At 72.1% G+C, this 21,225-nt stretch carries 12 protein-coding genes and 1 pseudogene; 7 read left to right on the forward strand and 6 right to left on the reverse strand.

Annotated features, from left to right (window positions below; all coding sequences use genetic code 11):
- Nucleotides 1–42 precede the first annotated feature (42 nt).
- Nucleotides 43–2,874, reverse strand: coding sequence for an AfsR/SARP family transcriptional regulator (locus ACQPZF_RS24140; RefSeq protein ID WP_433260444.1), 2,832 nt, complete (start codon nt 2,872–2,874; stop codon nt 43–45).
- Nucleotides 2,875–3,198: 324 nt separating this feature from the next.
- Between ACQPZF_RS24140 and ACQPZF_RS24145 the strand changes: the two genes are divergently transcribed.
- A complete protein-coding gene (locus ACQPZF_RS24145; protein WP_433260446.1) occupies nt 3,199–3,549 on the forward strand; it encodes a hypothetical protein in 351 nt (116 codons plus the stop codon).
- 178 nt (nt 3,550–3,727) lie between these two features.
- Here ACQPZF_RS24145 and ACQPZF_RS24150 read toward each other — a convergent pair whose 3' ends face one another.
- Complete coding sequence (locus ACQPZF_RS24150) at nt 3,728–4,777, reverse strand: aminotransferase class V-fold PLP-dependent enzyme (protein ID WP_433260448.1); 1,050 nt, start codon at nt 4,775–4,777, stop codon at nt 3,728–3,730.
- Nucleotides 4,778–5,009: 232 nt separating this feature from the next.
- Between ACQPZF_RS24150 and ACQPZF_RS24155 the strand changes: the two genes are divergently transcribed.
- A complete protein-coding gene (locus ACQPZF_RS24155; RefSeq protein WP_433274666.1) occupies nt 5,010–6,338 on the forward strand; it encodes an amino acid permease in 1,329 nt (442 codons plus the stop codon).
- A gap of 85 nt (nt 6,339–6,423) precedes the next feature.
- Here the strand turns inward: ACQPZF_RS24155 and ACQPZF_RS24160 are convergent, their stop codons facing one another.
- The gene (locus ACQPZF_RS24160) at nt 6,424–6,939 is read right to left on the reverse strand and encodes a carcinine hydrolase/isopenicillin-N N-acyltransferase family protein (protein ID WP_433260450.1); all 516 of its coding nucleotides are present in this window, start codon (nt 6,937–6,939) and stop codon (nt 6,424–6,426) included.
- 636 nt (nt 6,940–7,575) lie between these two features.
- Between ACQPZF_RS24160 and ACQPZF_RS24165 the strand changes: the two genes are divergently transcribed.
- From ACQPZF_RS24165 to ACQPZF_RS24175, 3 genes are read left to right on the forward strand one after another with little or no spacing between them, the layout of a single operon-like run.
- Entirely contained in the window at nt 7,576–9,396 is a 1,821-nt protein-coding gene (locus ACQPZF_RS24165) for a non-ribosomal peptide synthetase (RefSeq protein WP_433260452.1), read from the forward strand.
- Nucleotides 9,389–11,389: a beta-ketoacyl synthase N-terminal-like domain-containing protein gene (locus ACQPZF_RS24170; protein ID WP_433260454.1), complete on the forward strand. Its 2,001-nt coding sequence runs from the start codon at nt 9,389–9,391 to the stop codon at nt 11,387–11,389. The genes ACQPZF_RS24165 and ACQPZF_RS24170 overlap by 8 nt, the downstream gene beginning before the upstream one ends.
- A complete protein-coding gene (locus tag ACQPZF_RS24175; RefSeq protein WP_433260456.1) occupies nt 11,386–18,237 on the forward strand; it encodes an amino acid adenylation domain-containing protein in 6,852 nt (2,283 codons plus the stop codon). Before ACQPZF_RS24170 ends, ACQPZF_RS24175 begins: the two co-directional genes overlap by 4 nt.
- Nucleotides 18,238–18,337: 100 nt before the next feature.
- Here ACQPZF_RS24175 and ACQPZF_RS24180 read toward each other — a convergent pair whose 3' ends face one another.
- From ACQPZF_RS24180 to ACQPZF_RS24190, 3 genes and pseudogenes are all read right to left on the reverse strand, one after another.
- A complete protein-coding gene (locus ACQPZF_RS24180; RefSeq protein WP_433260458.1) occupies nt 18,338–18,655 on the reverse strand; it encodes a hypothetical protein in 318 nt (105 codons plus the stop codon).
- 69 nt (nt 18,656–18,724) lie between these two features.
- Nucleotides 18,725–18,979, reverse strand: a complete 255-nt coding sequence (locus ACQPZF_RS24185) for a transcriptional regulator (RefSeq protein WP_433274668.1) — start codon at nt 18,977–18,979, stop codon at nt 18,725–18,727.
- A gap of 123 nt (nt 18,980–19,102) precedes the next feature.
- Nucleotides 19,103–19,390 (reverse strand): annotated as a pseudogene (locus tag ACQPZF_RS24190) (zinc finger protein); the annotation flags it as partial.
- A gap of 32 nt (nt 19,391–19,422) precedes the next feature.
- Between ACQPZF_RS24190 and ACQPZF_RS24195 the strand changes: the two are divergent.
- Nucleotides 19,423–20,646 carry a helix-turn-helix domain-containing protein gene (locus ACQPZF_RS24195; RefSeq protein ID WP_433260460.1) on the forward strand — a complete coding sequence of 408 codons (1,224 nt, stop codon included), beginning with the start codon at nt 19,423–19,425 and terminating at the stop codon, nt 20,644–20,646.
- A 7-nt stretch (nt 20,647–20,653) separates the two neighbouring features.
- Nucleotides 20,654–21,214 carry an HD domain-containing protein gene (locus ACQPZF_RS24200; protein ID WP_433260462.1) on the forward strand — a complete coding sequence of 187 codons (561 nt, stop codon included), beginning with the start codon at nt 20,654–20,656 and terminating at the stop codon, nt 21,212–21,214.
- Nucleotides 21,215–21,225: the final 11 nt, after the last annotated feature.

Genomic DNA, 21,225 nt, shown 5'->3' on the forward strand with positions numbered 1-21,225 from the left:
GGCCACCTGCGACCCAGCAGCGGAGGAACGCCGGCGAACCCGCTATGTCGACCGGGACGCCGCGCCCGACTTGAGAGGTGTCCGGAGTCCGTCGAGCTGTTGTCGCACGCGTTCGGCATCCGCGGCGCGGTGCTGGGTCTCGTACAGCTTCAGGGCCTGCCGCCAGGCGGTCCGCGTCGCCTCCCGGTCGCCGAGCGCGAAGTGCGTGTGGCCGAGTCCGTCGAAGACGTCGGCCTCGTCGTAGGTGTGGCCGAGGTCGCGGCACAGGCCGACCGCGAGGCGGTAGTGGTCCAGGGCTTCGGTGTGGTTGCCGGTGAGGCGGGCGATCAGGCCCAGGCTGTCCCGGGTGACGGCTTCGACCTGGCGGTGCCGGCGGCGGCGCGCGAGGTCCAAGGCGGCCTCGCAGTGGGCGCGGGCCTCGTCGTAGTCGCCCTGTTGCGCCTCGTACCAGCCCACCGCGTTGAGCGCGGCGGCTTCCCACTCCTGCGAGTCGAGGTCCTGGAACAGGCGCAGGGCGTGCGTCGCGTGCCGCAACGCCGAGTCGGTGCGCCCCTGCCGTTCCCAGGCCCACGCGAGCGCGCGGTGGATGTGGGCCTGGGAGGTGCGGTCGCCGATGTGCTCGGCCAGCTCCAGGGCCTGGTCCAGGTGCCGCAAGGCCTCCCCGGTCGACCCGGCGTAGGCCGCGGCGACGCCCAGGCAGCGGCGGGCCAGGGCGCGGACGGCCGGGTCGTCGTGCCGCTCGGCCGCGGGCAGTCCCGCACGCCACATCGTGACCTTGTCGGGCAGGCGTCCTCGTCGGGAGTGGAACGAGTCCAGCGCCCAGGCCAACTGCCACACCGGCGGGTGCCATCCGTGGTCGGCGGCCAGTCGTTGGGCGGCCGACAGGTTCCCGTGTTCGGCGGAGATCCACTCCAGCGCGGCGGACTGGTCGGCCAGGGGGTGCGGTCGGCAGTCCGGGACGGGTTCGTCGAGCCGGATCGGGTCGCGGTGCGGGTTGAGCAGCCGGTCGGCCGCGTGGGCGGTGTGCAGGTAGAAGTCGACCAGCCGCCGTTGCGCCGCCTGGCGATCGGCCTCGGCGAGGTCGTGGCGGGCCCGGTCGACGGCGTAGAGGTGGATGAGGTCGTGCATCCGCCACCGGCCGGGAGTGTGCTGCCGCACCAGGTGCATGTCCTCCAACGCGCGCAGCACCGTCCGCGTCGCCGGCGCGGGCAGGCCGGCGAGGGCTGTCGCGGCGGGCAGGCCGATGTCCGGGCCGGAGGACAGTCCCAGCAGCGCGAACACCCGCACCTGCTCGGCGGACAGGGCGTGGTGGGACCAGGACAGCACGGCCGGCAGGCTCGCGGCGGTGCTGTCGTCGGCGAGCGCGTCCAGCCGCGTGGTGGCGTCCAGCAGTTCGGCGGCCATCGCCGCCAGCGGGAACTCCGGGTAGGCCGCCGCACGACCGGCCACGATGGACAGTGCCAGTGGCAGTCCGTTGCAGCAGGCCAACATCTCCTTGACCGCGGCCGGCTCGGCCGCCACCCGCCGGCCGCCGAGCCACGCGGTGAGCACGTCCGCGGCCTCGACCGGCCCGAGCGGGTCGACGCGCAGCGGGCGGGCGCCGTGCCGGGTGAGGAGTTCGGTGAGCCGGTTGCGGCTGGTGACGACGACCGTGCAGGTGGGACTGCCGGGCAGCAGCGGCACGACCTGGTCGGCGTCCCGGGCGTTGTCGATCACGATCAGCATCCGCCGGTCCGACACCAGGCTGCGGAACAGGGCGCTCTGGGCGTGCGGGTCGTGCGGGACCGACTGCGGGTCGACGCCGAGTGCGTCGAGGAACCCGCGCAGCGCGGTGGACGGGTCCATGGGGTTCGCGGTGGGGCTGAAGCCGTGCAGGTCCACGAAGAGCTGACCGTCGGGGAACCGGTCGGCCTGCTGGTGCGCCCAGTGCAGGGCCAGCCAGGTCTTCCCGATCCCGCCGGCGCCGGCGATCACGGAGATCGCCACGGTCGCGGGCGCTCCGGCGGCCTCCGGCGGCGCGCAGTCCGCGGCGGCGAGGGCGGCCAGCTCGGCGGTCCGGCCGGTGAGCTGCGGTGGCGCCGGGGGTAGCTGCCGCGGCACCGGCGGCGGTGTCGTCGCCGCCTGCTCGCGGGCCGGGGACAGGGCCGGATCGGCGGTGAGGATCCGCTGGTGCAGGTCGCGCAGCGCCGGCGCGGGATCGGCGCCCAGCTCCTCGGCCAGCCGCTGCCGGGTCCGCTGGTAGTGCTCCAGGGCGTCGGCCTGCCGTCCGCTCCGGTACAGCGCGAGGATGAGCTGCCCGACCAGCCGTTCGTCCAGCGGGTTCTCCTCGACCAGGGTGGACAGGTCGGCCACCAGCCCGGCGTGCCGCCCCAGCCGCAGCGCGATGTCGTTGTGGTGGAGCTGGGCGGCCCACCGCTCGCGGTCGAGCGTGCGGCGCACGGCGTCGACCCACGCGCCGTCCGCCCCGCCGAGCGCCGTGCCCCGCCAGAGGCCGAGCGCCTGCTCCGCGAGCGCCAGCGCCGCCTCCCCGTCCTCGGTCCGCGACCGCTTCACCAGCAGGCGGAACCGGTGCAGGTCCACCGCGTCCTCGTCGACCGGCAGCAGGTAGCCGCCGGGCGTCCGGTCGATGGTCACCTCCGGCACGTCGGCGAACGCCTGCCGCAGCCGGTACAGGTACCCGTACAGCGTGCCGCGCGCCTGCCGGGGCGCTTGACCGCCCCACACCCGTTCCACCAGCACGTCGAGCGGCTGGGCGCGGTTCGGCTCGACCAGCAGCGCCGCCAGCACGCACCGCTGCCGGGAGTGCCCGAGATCGACCGCCACACCGGCCACCCGCGCCTGGATCTCGCCGAGTAATCCGAACTGCACCGACATCGCCCCCCCCAGTGCTCGCTGCGCCCCCTGCACGGGGTACCGGCCCGAGCCGCCGAGGGCAACACAGCTCCCAGATTTTCCCCAGATCGGCAGTGGACCCTACGCCGGCCAAGCGTCCCGCGAGGTGAGTCGCCGCCGTCGGTCCGGCTTTCCGCCGGGCAGGTCCCGGATCCACCCGAAACCGGCCACGCGTCCCGCGGGCGACTCGCCGCCGCCGGTTCGGCTTTCCGCCAGGCAGGTCCCAGATCCGCCCGAGACCGGTCGCGCACGCTGAGTCGCACAGCAGGCTCCACCGAGCAGGCTCCACCGAGAGGGGAACAGGCGATGCGAAAGCTCGGCATCCGGATCGGCGTCGTGGTGGCCGGACTGGCGGCGGCGGTGCTCATGCCCGGTTCGGCGCAGGCGATCGGGGACAACGGAAGCTGCACCACGCTGAAGGGGTCCAACGGCGGGTCCGCCAAGGTGTGCGGCGACTACTGGCGTTCGGGCAGCCTCTACGACGGGACCTACTCGATCCGCTCGTCCAACGTGTACGTGCAGTTCCAAGCCGACGGCGGCCGGTGGACCGCCATCGGGGGCAAGGGCACGACCGGCAGCGGCACCTTCGAGCAGCTCAGGACCTTCTACCTGCGGGCGTGCACCAACAACGGCAGCGCGTGCAGCGGGAAGTGGTAGGCCGTTCCACACCGAGTCCCGACGGCCGGCCACGGACACCGCGTCCGCTACGGTGTGCCGTCCGTGTAGTGGAAGACCCTGCTCACGTTCGCTCCTCAGTTCTCGCGCCGGTAGTCCGCGATGGCGGAGCACACGGTGTCCACATCGGACTCGTCGGTGTAGTAGTGGAACGCGAGCCTCAGCACCGCGCCGCGCGGCGCGGTGGCGATCCGACGCCGGGACAGGTAGGCGGCCAGCCGGTCGGGGTGGTCGTCGACCAGCGCGACCATCGGGCCCGGCTCGGGAGGCGCCCAGATCCGTCCCCCTGGGCCAGCAGCCGTTCGCGGGTTCGCACGGCCAGCTCCACCACGTGCCGGCCAACGTCGTGAATGTCCACTCTGGACAGCAGGCGCATACCCGCGTTCGCGGCGTACACGGCGGGGATGCCCGGCGTGCCGGTCTCGAACCGGCGGGCCTGGGTGGGGAAGTCGACGGTCCGCGGGTCGAAGCGGAACGGGTCGACCCGGCCGAACCAACCCGTCAACTGCGGCGGCAGGTCGTCCGCCACACCGTCACGGGCGTAGAGGAACGCGACACCGGGCAGGCCCAGCAGGTACTTGAGCGCACCGGAAACGAGGTAGTCGCAGCCCAGTTCCCGCACGTCGACCGGGAGCACCCCGGTGGCCTGGTACGCGTCCACGAACACCTTGGCGCCCACCTCGCGCGCCTTGGCCACCGCAGCGGCGACCGGCATCCGCGCGCCATTGCGGTAGGACACCACGGGAATCGACACCAGACCGGTGCGCTCGTCGATCGCTGCGACCAGTTCCCCGGGATCGACCGTCGCGCCCCGCTCGGGCACGTGGACGACCTCGGCTCCGCGCGCGCCCTGCGCCACCCACACATGACCGATGGACGGGAACTCCATGTCCGTGCTGACGACCACGGGCCGCGTCGACCAGTCCCTGGTCGACGCCACCTGGTATGCGCCGTCGGAGGCGCAGTGCACCACCGCGATCTCCTCCGGGGTGGCGCCGATCAGCTCGGCGAACCGGCGGCGGGCCTGGTCCACCTCGGCCATCCAGAGTTCCCACGGCGCACCGTGTTCCCGCATACTGGAGGTCAGCTCGGCAAGCGCTGCCGGCAACTCGCCGGACAACGCGCCCTGGCTGCAACTGGCCAGGTGCACGGTGTCGGCGAGCGCCGGGAAGTTCTCCCGGAACTGGCCGCTGGTCAGTCCCGTGTGCATCGCCTCCCACGCTGAAATGCCTGTGGTGCCGCCAATCGGATCGTAGGAGCGCGCCGCGTGTGCGTCAAAGGGCAGTGCGACCTCTCGCCGGTTGACACCGCGTCGCCACGGCCAACAGACTCGCTGGAACTGTTCAACCCCAGCGGACCGGCTGGAGGTCGGCGTGGCGGTCCCGTCAGGCACCACGGAAACCCACGGCCTGCGGCGCACGCTCACCGGGCGGCAGTTGGGGATGATCGGCCTCGGCGGCGCGATCGGCACGGGGCTGTTCCTCGGCTTGGCGCTCGCCATCTCCTATGCCGGGCCCGCGACGATCCTCGCGTACGCGATCTGCGCGCTCGTGGCGTTCGTCATCGCCTGGGCGCTGGCCGAAATGGTCGTGGTGCACCCGGAAGCCGGGTCGTTCGGCGCCATCGCGCACCGGTACCTCGGGCCGCTGGCCGGTTTCGTGCAGCGCTGGACCTATTGGACCATCCAGGCCATCTCGGTCGGCGGTGACATCGTCGCGGCGGGGCTGTACGTCAGGTTCTGGTGGCCGCAGCTTCCCCTGTGGCCGCTGGTGGTCGTCTTCGCGGTGGTGGTGCTGGGCGCGAACGCGCTGGCGGTGCGGTTCTTCGGCACGGTGGAGTACTGGCTCGCGATGATCAAGGTGATCGCCGTCGTGGTCTTCATCGGGCTGGGCCTGGTGCTGATCACGGTGGGCCTGCCCGAGTCGCCCGCGACCGGCCTGGCCAACCTCACCGCACACGGCGGTTTCCTGCCCAACGGCTGGCAGGGACTGTTCCTGGCCATGGTGTTCGTGCTGTTCAGCTACATCGGCACCGAAGTCGTCGCGGTGACCGCCGCCGAGTCCGAACACCCCGAACGCGACATCCCGCGCGCCGCCCGCCGCATGGTGCTCCGCCTCGTGGTGTTCTACATCCTCGCGATAGCCGTCATCCTCACCGTGGCGCCCTGGACCGTGACCGCGCAGGGCGGGAGCGTGGACGCCAGTCCGTTCGTCCGCGTCGTCGAGGACGCGGGCGTCCCGGCCGCCGCCGCGATCATCAACTTCGTCGTGCTCACCGCGGCGTTGTCCAGTGCCAACACCAACCTGTACCTGACGACGCGGATGCTGCACTCGCTGGCGGCCGACCGGTACGCGCCCGCGTGGGCCGGTCGGGTGAGCCGGTCGGGCGTGCCGCGCAACGCGCTCGCGTTGTCCGCGCTGGGGCCCGGCCTCGCCGTCACCCTGTCCGCCGCCACCGACCGCGCCTACCTCGCGCTGTTCGGCATCTCGATCTTCGGCGCGCTGATGGTGTGGATCCTGATCCTGTTGACGCACCGGGCCTTCCGCCGCGCCACGACCCGCCCGTCACCGGTCCGCCTGTGGGGTGCGCCCGTCACGTCCGGCCTCGCCGCGCTGTTCCTGCTCGGCGTCCTGGTGTCCACCGCGTTCATCGACGGGCTGGACACCGCGTGGATGGTGGGCGTGCCGTTCTTCGCGGTGCTGGTCGTCGCCCACACCGTGATCACCCGACGGCGGGCGCGCCGACCGGCTCCGAGTGAGCCGACGCCCTGACCGGGACGTGACGAGCCGATGCCCTGACCGGGTCGTGACGAGCCGACGCGCTGACCGGGACGGGTGAGCCGACGCGCTGACCGGGTCAGGGTGAGCCGAGCGGGAGCCGGTGCACCTGCCCGCCGGTGGTCAGCAACAGGTCGCGTTCGCCCGGCCGGTACACCGCCGACCACTGGGTGTGCGGCTGGGCGACCTCGGCGAGCAGCGCGAACGCGTCATCGGCCGACAGCCGACCGTCGACACCTGTCAGGCGCGACGCCACGGCCCGGTAGCGGTCGTGGTCCGAACGGGCCTGTTCCGCCACCGCGGCCAGCGGGAAGTTCTCCATGGCCTGCCAGTGGTCGCCGGACGGCCTCGGCGTCACCCGCAGCTTGCCGTCCAGGAACTCGACCACCGCCGACGCCCCGTTCGCGTCCGCCACGAGGTAGTGCAGACCGGGGCCCCCGCCGAAGTCGACGTAGTGGCCGCCCAGCAGCGCCACCGCCTCGTCCACGGTCCGCGCCCGGTCCAGCACCAGGCGCAGGACGCCGACGCTCCCGACGGCCGGTCGGCCCGGTCGCGGCTCGGCCCGCGCCCGGTCGAGCGCCGCCATGCCGACCACCAGGCCGTGTTTCGTTCATCCCGTCGAACGGCAGCGTGACCGCCTTCAGCAGGGCCTCCCGGGACGGCGGAGCGCCGGCGGTCGCCCCGAGGTAGGACAGGTCGACCACGGAGACCGAGCGGTAGGCGTCCGACGGGTTCGCGTGCAGCACCAGCGCCGGGTTGTGGTCCCAGTCGAAGTTCCGCCCCACCAGCGGGGAGCCGGGTGCGCCCGCCGCGACGAACAGCGTGCAGCCGAACGGCGCCCGGTCGGCTCCTCCGGGGCGGTCGCCCGCCACGTCGAGCCGCGGCGCGGGGCCGAAGTAGGTCATCGCGTACAGCGGGTGGTCGTCCAGCTTGCGCAGGGTCGCGAGGCTCCGCGCCGCGTCGCCCTCCGTCGGCGTCACGACCAGTGCCCGCGCCGTCGTCTCCGGTGGCGGCTCGACAGGCGGCAGCGGCTGTCCGGGCCACGGAGGGGCGCTGCTGACCAGCACCGCCATGGACACCAGCAGCACACCGAGCACCCTCGCTGCCATCGGTCGCCAGGGTTCCCGAAGCGCCGGGGCCGATCAATACCCAATCAGGTGCACGGCTGGTGTGTTCGGGGTTACAGTCGGGCGCGGCTTCGGCCGCGGACGCGCGAACTTTGGGGGGGAGCGTGCGCGATTTGGCGGCATCACCTATACCCGATCTCATCAGCGAGCGGACGGCCGCCGCGCCGGACGCCCTCGCCGCCGCCGACGGCACGCGGAGCCTCACCTACCGGGAACTCGACCTCGCCGCCGGGCGGCTCGCGGTGCGATTGGGTGCCGAGGGGGTCCGCGCCGGGAGCGCTGTCGGCCTGGTGCTCGCCCGCGGCGTCGACCTGGTGGTCGCCCAGCTCGCGATCCTGCGGGCGGGCGCCACGATCGTGCCGCTGGACCCGGTGAACCCGCCTGCCCGCCTCGCCCGGATGCTGGACCAGGCCGCGCCGGCGGTCGTCGTCACCAGCCCCGACCAGCTCGACCGGCTGCCCGGCAACGCCCTCACGCTGGACTGGCGGCGGCTTTCGGCCACCGGCGGCGAGGTGGTCCCGCCCGCGCCCGTGCACCCCGACCAACTCGCCTACGTGACCTACACGTCCGGCTCGACCGGCACGCCCAAGGGCGTGATGATCACCCACCGGTCGCTGGCCGCCACGGTCGACTGGTCGCGGCGGCTGTTGGCGCTGTCCCCCGCCGACCGGGTCGGGATGACGGCCTCCCCCGGTTTCGACGTCAGCGTGCTGGACACGTTCGCCGCGCTGGCCGCCGGCGCGAGCGTGCACGCCCCGGACGGCGGGTTGCTGTCCTCCCCCGCCGACCTGCGGCGGTGGCTGCTCGCCGAACGGATCACCGTGTGCTTCCTGCCGACGCCGGTCGGCGAGACCGCGCTCGGCCTGGAGTGGCCGCCCGACTGCGCATTGCGCCTGCTGCACGTCGGGGGCGCGGCGCTGCACCGGCACCCGGACCGCGGACTGCCGTTCGACGTGCTGAACCTGTACGGCCTGACCGAGGTCGGCGTCTGGAGCACCTACGCCCGCCTCGAACCCGGCCGCGCCGGCGTGCCCCCGATCGGGCGGCCGGTCGACGGCGCCGAGGTGCTGGTGCTGGACGAACAGCTCCGGCCCGCGCGGGTCGGGGAGATCTACCTCGGCGGAGTCGGGACGGCGCGGGGTTACCTGGGCAGCCCCGGCCTGACCGCGGACCGCTTCGTCCCGCACCCGTGGGCGGCGGGCGAGCGCCTCTACCGGACCGGTGACCGCGCGAGGGTGCGGCCCGACGGCGACCTGGACTTCCTCGGCCGGACCGACCACCAGGTGCAGGGCAGCGGCGGGGTCCGCATCGAACCGGGCGAGATCGAGGCCGCGCTGGTCGCCCACCCCGAGGTGGGCCAGGCGGTCGTCACCGCGGTCGACGGCAGGCTCGCCGCCTACGTCACGGGCACACCGGACACCGAGGCACTGCGCGCCCACCTGGCCGCGCGGCTGCCGCGGTACATGGTCCCGGACGACTACACGGCGCTGGACAGCTTCCCGCTCACCGCCACCGGCAAGATCGACCGGAACGCGCTGCCCGAGATAGCCCGCCGCGCGGCCTCCGCACCGTACGAACCGCCCGGCACCGCGCTGCAACAGCAGCTTGCCGGGATCTGGCAGACCGTGCTCGGCCTCGACCGGGTGGGCATCCACGACAGCTTCTTCGACATCGGCGGCAACTCCATGTCCCTGGTGCAGGTCTACGGGCACTTGACGCGGATCGCCTCCCGGGACGTGTCACTGGTGGAGCTGTACGAGTTCCCCACCATCGCCGCGTTCTCCCGGCACCTGGAGAACGGCGGTCCCGAAGCGCCCGCCGAACCCGTGCGGGACCGTGCCCGGTCGGCGCGTGCCGGGTTGGCGCGTGCCCGGTTGGCGCAGGACCGTCGCGGCGGCATCGAGGAAGGCGGCGCCGGTGACTGACACCCACATCGCGGTGGTCGGCATGGCGGGCCGGTTCGCCGGCGCGCCCGACCTGGACGCCTACTGGCGGACCATCTCGACCGGCACCACCGCCGTGCGCGAGCTGACCACGGAGGAGTTGCTGGCCGCCGGCGAGGACCCGAAGCAGCTCGCCGACCCGGCCTACGTGCGCCAGTACGGCAAGCTCGACCGGGCGGAGTGGTTCGACGCCGAGTTCTTCGGCTACGCGCCGGTCGACGCGGTGCTCAGCGACCCCCAGCACCGGGTCTTCCTGGAAACCTGCTGGCAGGCCATGGAGGACGCGGGCTACCCGCCGTCGGCGACCGACGCGGTGGTCGGTGTCTACGGCGGCTGCGGGCAGTCGCGGTACTGGTCGCTGGTCGGCCGGCACCGCGACCGGTTCCCGGGGCTCGACGACGTGCGGCTGGCGATGGTCGCGGGAGCCGACCACCTGTGCCTGCGGGTGTCGCACAAGCTGGGGCTGACCGGACCGAGCATGACCGTGCTGTCCACCTGTTCCACCGCGTTGGTCGCGGTGCACCAGGCGTGTCAGGCGCTGCTGTTCGGCGACTGCGACATGGCGCTGGCGGGCGGCGTGTCGGTGCGGGTGCCGGCCCGGGGCGCGGTGGCCAGGGCGGGCAGCGTGCTGTCGCCGGACGGGGTGTGCCGGGCCTTCGACGCCAAGGCCAACGGCACGGTGTTCGGTGACGGCGCGGGCGTCGTCCTGCTCAAGCGGTACGCCGACGCGGTGGACGACGGCGACCACATCCACGCCGTCATCCGGGGTTCGGCGGTGAACAACGACGGGAGCGACCGCGTCGGCTACGGCGCGCCCGGCGTGTCCGGGCAGACCAAGGTGATCAGGTCGGCGCTGGCGGCGGCCGAGGCGGCTCCCGAGACCATCGACTACGTGGAAGCCCACGGCACCGGCACCCGGATCGGTGATCCCATCGAGGTGGCCGCGCTGACCAAGGCGTTCGGCGGCGGCGCTCCCGGCGCCACCGTCCTGGGCACGGTCAAGCCGAACATCGGCCACACGGACGCCGCCGCGGGCATCGCCGGGTTGCTAAAGGTGATCCTCGCGCTGCGCCACCGGGTGCTGCCGCCGAGCATCAACTTCGAGCAGCCCAACCCCGTGATCGACTTCGCGGCCGGACCGTTCACGGTGCGCACCGAGGCCACGCCGTGGCCCGAGCGCGGGCGTCCCCGGCGGGCCGGCGTCAGCTCGTTCGGGATCGGCGCCACCAACGCGCACGTCGTCGTGGAGGAAGCGCCGCCGCCGAAGCCCACCGGACCACCGGGAACACACCGGCTGCTGGTCCTGTCGGCGACCACGGAGCCCGCGCTGCGCAAGATGAGGGCCGAACTCGCCGCACACCTGACCGCGCATCCCGAGCAGTCGCTGGACGATGTCGCCTACACGCTCCAGGTAGGCCGGGTCGGGTTCCCGCACCGCTGGTGCGCGGTGGTCACCGACCACACCGCCGCGGTCCGGGCACTGACCGACGAGGACACCGCACAGGACCACGCCGAGCACGACCACGCTGGGCAGGACCACTCGGCGGGCACCGCCGACGAGCTGCGCCGGCTCGGCGAGCGGTGGCTCGCGGGCGAGGCGATCCGGCCCGTCGAGCGCCGGCGACGGGTTCCGCTGCCGACATACCCGTTCCAACGGCAGCGCCACATCGTGGAGTCGGAGCCCGTCGCCGCACCGCCGACCGCGCCGGTACCGACCTCAGCGCCGACTTCCTGGCAGCCGGCCGACATCGTGGCGACCGTCGCCCTGCTGTTCGCCGAAGTGCTGCAACAGCCCGAGGTCGAGGAAGACGACGACTTCTTCGCGCTCGGCGGCGACTCGCTGATCGCCGTAGGCCTGATCGCCCGCATCGACGAGACGTTCGACGTGGCGCTCACACCGGAAACCGTGTTCGGCGACCCGACGCCCGCGGGCGTCGCCACCGCCATCGGGGCACTGATCGAGGGGGAGCAATGACGGGTTCGACGGGCGCTCCACTCTCCTTCCCCCAGCAACGGCTGTGGTTCCTCGACCAGCTCCTGCCGGGCAACACGGCCTACCACACGAGCTGGGCGGTGCGCCTGACCGGAACGCTGGACCTCGACGCGCTGACCTGGAGCCTGCGGCGGATCATCGAGCGGCACGAGGTGCTGCGCACCAGCTTCCCCGCGCCGGACGGCGAGCCGACGCAGTGGGTGGCTCCCGCCGGGGACATCTCGCTGCCCTTGGAAGACCTGAGCACGCTGCCGGCGGCGGAGCGGGAAGCCGCGGCGAGGGACCGGATCGGCGCGGAGATCGCCATCCCGTTCGAGCTGACGGAAGCGCCGCCGTTGCGGATGCGGCTGTTCCGGCTGGCCGAGGAGGACCACGTCCTCTCGGTGGTCGTGCACCACATCCTGGTCGACGGGTGGTCCACCGGGCTGTTCTTCGGCGAACTGGCCCGGCTGTACTCCGCGCGGGTCGCCGGCCTGCCCGACCCGCTGGCCCCGCTTCCCTTGCAGTACCGCGACTTCGCACGGCAACAGCGGGCCGAGGTCACCGGCGCGCACCTCGCGAAGACCCTCGACTGGTGGCGCGCGCACCTGGCGGGCGCGCCGACGTTGTTGGACCTGCCGACGGACCTGCCGAGGCCCACGGTGCAGACGTTCGACGGCGCGACGCACCAGATCCCGCTGCCCGGCGAGCTGTGGCGCGCGATCGTCGACTGCGGGCGCGCGCACAAGGCCACGCCGTTCATGGTGCTGCACACCGCGCTCGCCGGTCTGCTGAGCAGGCTCACCGGCGCGACCGACCTGGTGATCGGCAGCCCGGTCGCCGGTCGCACCCGGTCGGAGCACGAGCAGCTCATCGGCATGTTCGCCAACACACTTCCGCTGCGCGTCCAAGTCGGCGGTGACCCGACGGTGGCCGACCTGCTCGGCCAGGCACGGACCTCGGCGCTCGGCGCGTTCGCCCACGCCGACCTGCCGTTCGAGCAACTGGTCGAGGAGTTGCAGCCGGAGCGGGTGATGAGCCACAACCCGCTGGTGCAGGTCATGCTCACGCTCCAGAACACCCGGCGGTCGCACGCGGCGGAGGTGCCCGTGGGCGCGTTGGGCATGGAGCACTTCCCGATGGGGCTCGACGCCGCGTTCGTCGACCTGTGGCTGGAGGTCCGGCCACCGTCCACACCGGACGCCGACGACGCGATCGTCCGGTTCGTCTACAAGTCCGACCTGTTCACGCCGGACGCCGTCGCCCGGTTGGCCGGCCACTTCCGGACCCTGCTGCGGGACCTGACCGCGCGGCCGTCGGCGCGGCTGTCCGAGCTGACCCTGCTCGACGCCGCCGAACGCGCGCGGGTGCTGGACGTCTTCGGCGCGCAGCCGCTCGACCCGGACGTCCGCGACACCCTGCCCGGCTTGTTCGAACGGCAGGCCGAGCGGACGCCGGACGCCGTCGCGGTGTCGCTGGGGTCGAAGCGGCTCGACTACGCCGAACTCAACCGGCGGGCGAACCGGCTGGCACACCGGTTGCGCGACCTGGGCGTCGGGCCGGAGACCCTGGTCGCGATCTGCGCCGCACGGGACGTGGAACTGGTCGTCTCGACGCTCGCCGTGCTCAAGGCCGGTGGCGCGTACGTGCCGCTCGACCCCACGAACCCGGCCGAGCGCCTGAAGTACGTCCTCGGCGACACCGGTGCGCGCATCCTGCTCGCCCAGGAGCACTTGCGCGACCGGTTGCCGGACTACGACGGCCGGATCGTCCTGCTGGACGGCCCGGAAGAAGACGGGGTGTGGCCCGACCACAACCCGCCCCCGGTGACGAAAGCGGACCACCTCGCGTACGTGATCTACACGTCGGGCTCCACCGGCAGGCCCAAGGGCGTGATGATCGAGCACCGCCAGGTCGTCCGGCTGATGACGGCGGCGGACGAGCACTTCGACTTCGACGCGACGGATGTCTGGGCGCTGCTGCACTCGCACGCGTTCGACCTGTCGGTCTGGGAGATGTGGGGCGCGTTCACCAAGGGCGGCCGGGTGGCGATCGTGCCCGCCGACGCGGTCCGCGACCACGAGGCGCTGGTAGACCTGTTGCGTGCCGAGCGCGTCACGGTGCTGACCCAGACACCGCCCGCGTTCCGGGCGCTGCGCACCACGTTGACCGCGATCGGCCGCTCGTTCCGCGACCTCGACGTGCGCACCGTCGTGTTCGGCGGTGACGCGTTGCACGTGCGGGAGCTGGAGCAGTGGTTCGCCGAGCACGGCGACGCCAAACCCGCGCTGGTCAACATGTACGGGATCACCGAGACGACCGTGCACGTCACGTACAAGCGGGTGCTCCGGGAGGATCTGGCCGCCACGCCCTCGTCGCCGATCGGCCGCGCGTTGCCCGACCTGCGCGGCTACGTGCTGGACGAACGGCTGGAGCCGGTGCCCGTCGGCGTGCCGGGTGAGCTGTTCGTCGCGGGCCACGGGCTCGCCCGCGGGTACCTGGACCGGCCGGGCATGACGGCGTGGCGGTTCCTCCCCGAGCCGTTCAGCGGCACGCCGGGCGCGCGGATGTACCGCACCGGCGACCAGGTGCGCTGGCTGCCCGACGGCACGCTGGAGTTCCTCGGCCGCACCGACCGCCAGGTGAAGGTGCGCGGCTACCGCATCGAGCCGGGCGAGATCGAGGCGGCGATGCTGGAACACCCGATGGTCGGCGAAGCGGTCGTGCTGCCGCGCACCGACCAGGAGGGCAACGTCGACCTGGTCGGCTACCTGTCCGTCGAACCGGGCAGCGAGCTGGTCGACCGGTCGAGCACGGCCGCCGTGGACACCTGGAGCGAGGTGTTCGACCTGGCGTTCGGCGAGGAAGCCGATCCCTTCGCAAGCTGGGACTCCAGCTACACCGGGGAGCCCATCGCCCGTGAGGCGATGGCCGAGTGGCTCGACCACGCCGTGGCGCAAATCGCCGAGTCCCGACCGCGCCGCATCCTCGACGTCGGCTGCGGAACCGGGTTGTTCCTGCGCCGGCTGGCCCCGCTGTGCGAGCGCTACGTGGGCACCGACGTCTCCGGGTCGGCGCTCGCGGCGGCGCGCAAGCAGGCGGAGCTGGCCGGGCTCGGCCCGGACCGGGTCGAGCTGCGCAGGCAGTCCGCCGACGACCTGACCGGCTTGGCCGGCGACCGGTTCGACGCGATCCTGCTCGACTCGGTCGTGCAGTACTTCCCGTCGGTCGACTACCTGGTCACGGTGCTGGCAGGGCTGATCGGCCTGGTCGAGCCCGGCGGGTTCGTGTTCGTCGGCGACGTCCGCCACCTCGGGCTGCTGGAGGCGTTCCACACCTCGGTCGAGCGGTACCGCAGTGCGGCGGACGACTCCACGGCCGCACTGCGCAACCGGGTGGCGCAGCGGGTGGGCGGCGAGAACGAGCTGTTGGTCGACCCCGAGCTGTTCCGTCGGCTGGAGGGCGTCACGTCGGTCGACATCCGTCTCAAGCGCGGGTCGCACCACACGGAGTTGGAGCGGTTCCGCTACGACGTGGTGCTCCGCGTCGGCGGCTCCCCGCCCGAGGAGCAGGGAGCGATCCCGTCGCGCACGTGGTCCGGGACGGTGGCGCAGTTCCGCGACTGGCTCGCCGGAGAACGACCCGACATCGCCACGGTGCGCGCCATCCCCAACGCCCGCGTCGCGGACGACCTGCGTGCCGCCGCCGTGCTCGCCGATCCGGTCGCCGCGCCCGCCACGGTCGGCGACCTGGCCAAGGTGCCCGTCCCGCACGGGATCGACCCCGAGGAACTGGCGGTGGCGGCGGAAGGGCTCGGCTACCGGGTCGGGCTGCGGTTCTCCGCGTCCGGCGGTCCGGGGCTGTTCGACCTCACGGTCGCCGTCGGGGAGCTGCCCGCCGAGCCGCCGTCGCCGCGGGAGCGGGTCGACTGGTCCCGGTTCGCCAACTTCTGCCTGCGGGACCGGTGGGAGGCGGAGGTCGTCCCCGCGGTGCGGGCGCACCTGGCCGAACGGCTGCCCGGCCACCTGGTGCCCGCGCGGTTCGTCGTCCTGGACCGGCTGCCGCTGAACCGCAGCGGGAAGGTCGACCACGGCACGCTGCCGCCGCCGACCTCGGCACGGGCCGACGACGCCTCGTTCGTCGCGCCGGGTGACGAGACCGAACGGCTGCTCGCGAGCATCTGGGCCGAGGTGCTGGGGCTGGAACGGGTCGGCGTCACGGACGACTTCTTCGCGCTGGGCGGCGACTCGCTGCGCAGCGTCCAGGTGGTCGGCCGGGCCCGTGCCGAAGGGCTCGAACTGACCGCGCGGGGGATGTTCGAGCACCCGACCATCGCCGAGCTGGCCACCGTCGCGCGGCGGACCGAGGCCGCGCCGACCAGGGTGCCGCTCACCACCGCGCAACGCCTGCTGCGCGGCATCGACCCGGTGTCGATGACCGTGCTGGAACCGGCCGTCCGGCTGGACCCGGAAACCCTCGACGCCGCGCTGGCCTTCGTCGCCCGACGCCACGACGCGCTGCGGCTCACCTCGGACGGCGACGACTGGTCCGTCGAACCGGGCGAGCCCAAGGTGCACTGGCGGTCGGATGACGCGGCGGCCTTCCACCCGGCGGACTTCGACCCGGCCACCACGGTCGTCCGCGTCGTCGGCACGGACCCGGGTTCCGCGGTGCCCCAACGACTGGTGCTCGTGGTGAACCGCCTGGCGGTGGACGAGCGCGGGGTGCGCGTCCTGCTGGCCGAACTGGGCCTGGCCTACCGGCAGCTCGCCGCCGGCACGGCGATCCGCCTGCCGGGCCGCCCGGTCGGCTTCGCCGCGTGGGCCGCCGGCCAACCGGTCGTGCCCGCCGTGCCCGCCGTGGTCGAGCCCTCCCCCGTGGTCGAGCACGTGCCGACGGCGGAACAGGTCGCCGCGGTGACCGGCCCGCTGGCCGCGGCGTACCGGATGTCGCCGGCCGAAGCCCTGCTGGCCGCCGTCGTGCTGGGCGTCCGGCGGTCCCGGTCGGGCGGGCTGGCGGTGCGCCGCCGGGACGTGGCGACGGGCGTGGGCCGGTTCGACGTCGTGGCGTCGCTCCCGACGTCGGACGAGCTGTCCCTGTCGGCGGTGAAGGAGCAGTTGCGGGCGGCGACGCCGGGGGTCGCGCCGGTCGTCGTGCACCTGGTGGACGAGGACGTGCCGGACCCGGAACCGTTGCTGCGCGGCACGTTCGACGACCGGGTCGACCGGCTGGGTGTCGACGCCGACGTGGTGGTGCGCTGGGACGGCGTCCGCGCGCGGCTCCAGCTCGCCGGCCCGGCCGCGGCGGGCATCGCCGCCGACGTGGAGCGCGCGTTCGCCGACCTCGCCGAGCACGCCGCCACCGAGGAGATCGGCACGTGCACGCCGTCGGACTTCCCGTTGGCGGGCCTGGACCAGAAGACCCTGAGCCGGGTGTTCGGCAACGGCAGGCACATCGAGGACGTGTACCCGGTCGGCCCGCACCAGGACTGGATGCTCGGGTGCTACCGCGACCGGGGTGAGCCGAGCCTCTACGGCTTCGACCTGACGTGGGCGGGCGAGGACATCGACCCCGAGGCGTGGGCGGCGGCGTGGCGGGTGGTGGTCGCCCGGCAGCCCAACCTGCGGACGGCCGTCCTCACCGAGGGCGTTCCCCGGCCGTTGCAGGTGGTCCACCGGGACGTGCCGCTGCGGTTCGAGGTGGAGGACTGGCGGCACCTGGACCCGCAGGAGCAGGGCCGGCGTTGGCACGCCCACATGGACGGGCTCTACTCGCGGGGCTTCGACCTGGCCGAGCCGGGCCACTCGCGGCACGCCCTGTTCCGGGTCGGCGAGCGGACCTACTGGTGGACCTGGTTCGTCAACTACCTGCTGTTCGACGGCGTCTCGTTCTACCGGGCGTTCCACGAGGCCCAGACCGTGTACCAGTCGATCGTGCGAGGCGGCGACCCGGACCTGCCGGACGTGGTCCCGCCCGTCAGGTACATCGAGTGGTTCGAACGCCGGGACCTCGCGCCGACCCTGGACTACTGGCGCGCACGGCTGGCCGGCTTCACCACCGCGACCCCGCTCGTGCAGCGGCTGGACGGCGACCCGACCGCGCCGCGACACCCCCAGCGGACCGGCCGCTCCGCCATGCTGTCGCGCCGGTCGAGCACCGCGCTGCGGGTGACGGCACGACGTCACCAGTTGACGCTGTTCACGCTCGTGCAGGCCGCTTGGGCGCTGCTGCTGCACGACACCACCGGCGACACCGACGTGCTGTTCGGCAACGTGGTCGGCGGACGGCCGGACGAGGTGCCCGGTGCGGAGCAGGTGGTCGGCTACAGCAACCTGCACCTGCCCGCACGGGTGTCCGTCCCACCGGCCAAGCCGCTGCTGGAGTGGTTGCGGGAACTCCAGGCGACCCAGGTGGACGACCGCGCGCACCAGTGGAGCCCGTTGCGCCGCATCAAGGAAGTCAGCGAGATCCCGGCCGACGCCGACCTCTACCAGTCGTGCCTGTTCTTCATGGACGGTCCGCTGCGCGCGGCCCCCCGGTCGGAGACCTGGCGGCGGATCATCGGCGGGGCCAACACCGAGCACGAGGTGCGGGTCGTGATCGGACCGGCGGAGACGATCTCGCTGAGCGTGGTCTACAACAAGGGCACGTTCTCCGACGACCGGATGGATCTGGTGCTGCGCAAGGTGTGCACGGCACTGAACCGGATGACGGCGTCGCTGGACGGCTCGGTGGCCGACCTGCTCGGCGCGCTGGCGGACCCCGACGAGGTGGACATCATCGCCCGGGAGGACCAACTGCTGTTCGGCACGGCTCCCGCGCGGCCGGCCGCCGACCTGACCGCCGGCTGACGGAGAGGGGCCGAAGGCGTTCCACCGTTCCGACTCCACGCCGACAGCACCGGTCAGCGACCGGTGCTGCGGTCGGGTCGTTCCTCCGCAGGCCGCCCACTCAGATCGTCACGTCGGTAGCAACCTTCGGTGTGCCGGTCAACCACACCAACCGCGCGCTTGTGCCGTCGCCTTCCGCGAAGTAGGACAGGGCGCTCTCCGGCTCCTGAAGACGTGCTCGGAAGTCACCTTCCCGTGAGACGATCTCGGCGTGGCAGGGGAAAGCCATGCCGTAGGCCGCGATGTAGCCGTCGTGGCGGTGGCCGTACTCCACCGCCACGGCGAACAGTCTCGGAGCGTCGTCAGTGGCGAGCCCTTCCAGGAACGTGGCGAACCCGGCCTCGTCCCACAGCGGTTCCAGTTCAGTCAGGTCAGTCATCGTGGTCCTCCTCAATGCTCGCCAGAAGTCTTGTGGGTTCGTCGACCCACAGCACGGCCGTCTGCCCACTCATCCAGTACTCCCCCGACCTTCAGCCGTTGGAACGCGGACGATCTCGAACAGATCATGGAACTCCATCGGTGCCAGGGCCGTGAGCGCACCGCCGATGAACGCCGGCCCTGGTTGGAGCTCACCCGCCCTGACCCTCTTCACGGTGGAGCGGTTCAGGCCCATCGCTTGCCCAAGCGCGTAGTCGGAGGGGAAACCTGCCAGCAGCGCGGCCTTCCCGAATGCTTTGACGCGGAGCCTTACCGTGTACGACACGCAACTCCTTCGGTTTGCGCACGCCGGCAGGCTCACCGCACAGGACCTCACCCGACTGGTCGAGCGGGGCCCGCTCGGACGACGTGCCGGCAGCTCGTCACGTGTAAGTACGCCGATGGCTTTTCGCCATGTGCTGTCACAGGGCGAGCACTCCGGCTCACAACCCAGCACCGGCCACTCCGTGGGCAGGGTCACGGCCGCCCCACAGAGCGTTTCGCCCGAATCTCCGGGATTGAGCGAGCACGCGATTGCGTGTCGCGCACCCTCATGCGGGTACCAGCGGAACGGGGCTGCGGTCGGGTACGCGTGACTCACCGTGGCCACTGCGCCTACTCTCAGGCTTCCGTGCGCCGTGTCGTCAACCCCACTATGTGCGGTCTCACCGTGGGCCACGGAATGCGGGATACCCACTCGTCACCTCCGGCTCGCTCCGCTGTTCACAGGTGGCAGGAACGCTTGAAGGAAACGCTACGATCAACGTTGATCAGGAAGAACTGACTGCCGGTGCGAGTGCCGCAACGGGTCACGGGCACCACCGAGAGGTGATCATGCGAAGCGGAGCCGCAACCCTGACCCGCAGTCAGGGTTGGCGATCCATCGGGGTGGTCTCGGGTTTCGTGCTGAAGTTGAGCCGCCAGGCCGCCGGTCTCACCCAGGAACAACTGGCTGCACTTCTCGGCGTGGATGTCACGACGGTGCAAGGGTGGGAATCGGGGCGCCGCCCCATGTCCGCCATAGGAACCGGAGAATTCATCCGGATAGGTGCACGACTGGTTCGAGCCGGCGCCCCGCCCTCGACCGGACGGTACCTGCGCCTGGCGATCGAAGCAGATCTCGTGCTGTCGACCGGGGTTGAAGCCGGTCCCGGATGGGTGGATCCGAACCTCCACCCGCTAGCCGCCGGCGTCCACCGCAAGGACCTGACAAACCTCATCACCTGGCCGTTCACCCGAAGCGCACCGCCGCATCTGCTCGAATTCGCTCCGAGCCGGCCGAGGCGCGGTCCGGCACCGACGTATCCATCACTTGGAGCCGTCGAACAGGCCCGTTTCTTCGACCACCTCCAACTGGTCGCGGACCGCAGCAGGAACACACCTGAATCCCTGCTGCGGCGACAAGCGGTCTACTTGCTCGGTTTCGACCGGCGAGGTCACGTGGTCGACTGGCTTCGCGACGAATGGTCACGCGCCGGACGGAAGGCTCTCCGACCTGGCGACATCACGAGCCTGCTCGAAGCTCGTTCTGCGTCGGTGGCACTCGCCTTGACCGGCGACGGCTCCCACCTACACGATTTCGTCGCCAAGACCACGGGCACCGAGGCCGAGCTTGCGAATCTGAACTACTGGGCACACTGGCTCGGCGAGTCGAGCGGAACACAGACCGACGACTCGTTCATGCTTGAACACGACAAGCAGGGGTGGTCAGGCGCACGGCTACTTTCCCACCTCACCAGCCGGCTGGATCCGCACTCACCACACCTACCGCTGAACCTGCACACTTTGCAGGCACTCGCAGCGTCACGACCCGCCCTGCTCAAAGGTGAACCCAAGATCAAGAAAACGCTTGAGCAAGCCCTGACCCGTCTGGCTTCCAGCGGTACGCTGACCCAACTCGGCAGCAATCAGGTCACCATGCTCAACTACGCTCTGCGTATCTCGGACCACTAGGAGAAAAGTGTCGCACGAGGCTTCCGCACTGGCCGCATTCGGCTACGAACTCGGCATCCTGAAAAGGGTCCGCCGCACCGGATGGTGGCACGCGGGTGTTCGAGACCCGGAGTCGGTCGCCGAGCACACCATGAGAGTCGCGCAACTGGCCGCGCTGATCGCCGCCGAAGAGGGCGCGGACCCGGCACACGCCGCCTTCCTCGCGCTGTGGCACGACACCCAGGAGACACGGACCGGCGATCTTCCCCATACGGCTGGCGACTACCTCGACAAGCCCGACGCTCGCCGGATCACGGCCGACCAGACAGCCAAACTGCCGGAACGGTCCCGCGATGTGGTTCGCGCGGCGGTGGACGAGTACGAGACAAGGCAGTCCCCCGAAGCGCTGTGCGCCAGTGATGCGGACAAACTGGAGATGCTGCTCCAAGCGATCGAGTACCGGGATCTGGGCGTCCGACGGGTCGAGGGTTGGATCGACTCAGCACAGAAGAACCTGAAGACCTCGACCGCGCGCAACATCGCACAGGCCGCCGTCACGACCTCCCCGCTCGCCTGGCGCAACCGATAGGACTTCATCGA

The organism is Actinosynnema sp. CS-041913, from assembly GCF_050942485.1.
In the GTDB taxonomy this organism is placed as follows: Bacteria; Actinomycetota; Actinomycetes; order Mycobacteriales; family Pseudonocardiaceae; genus Actinosynnema.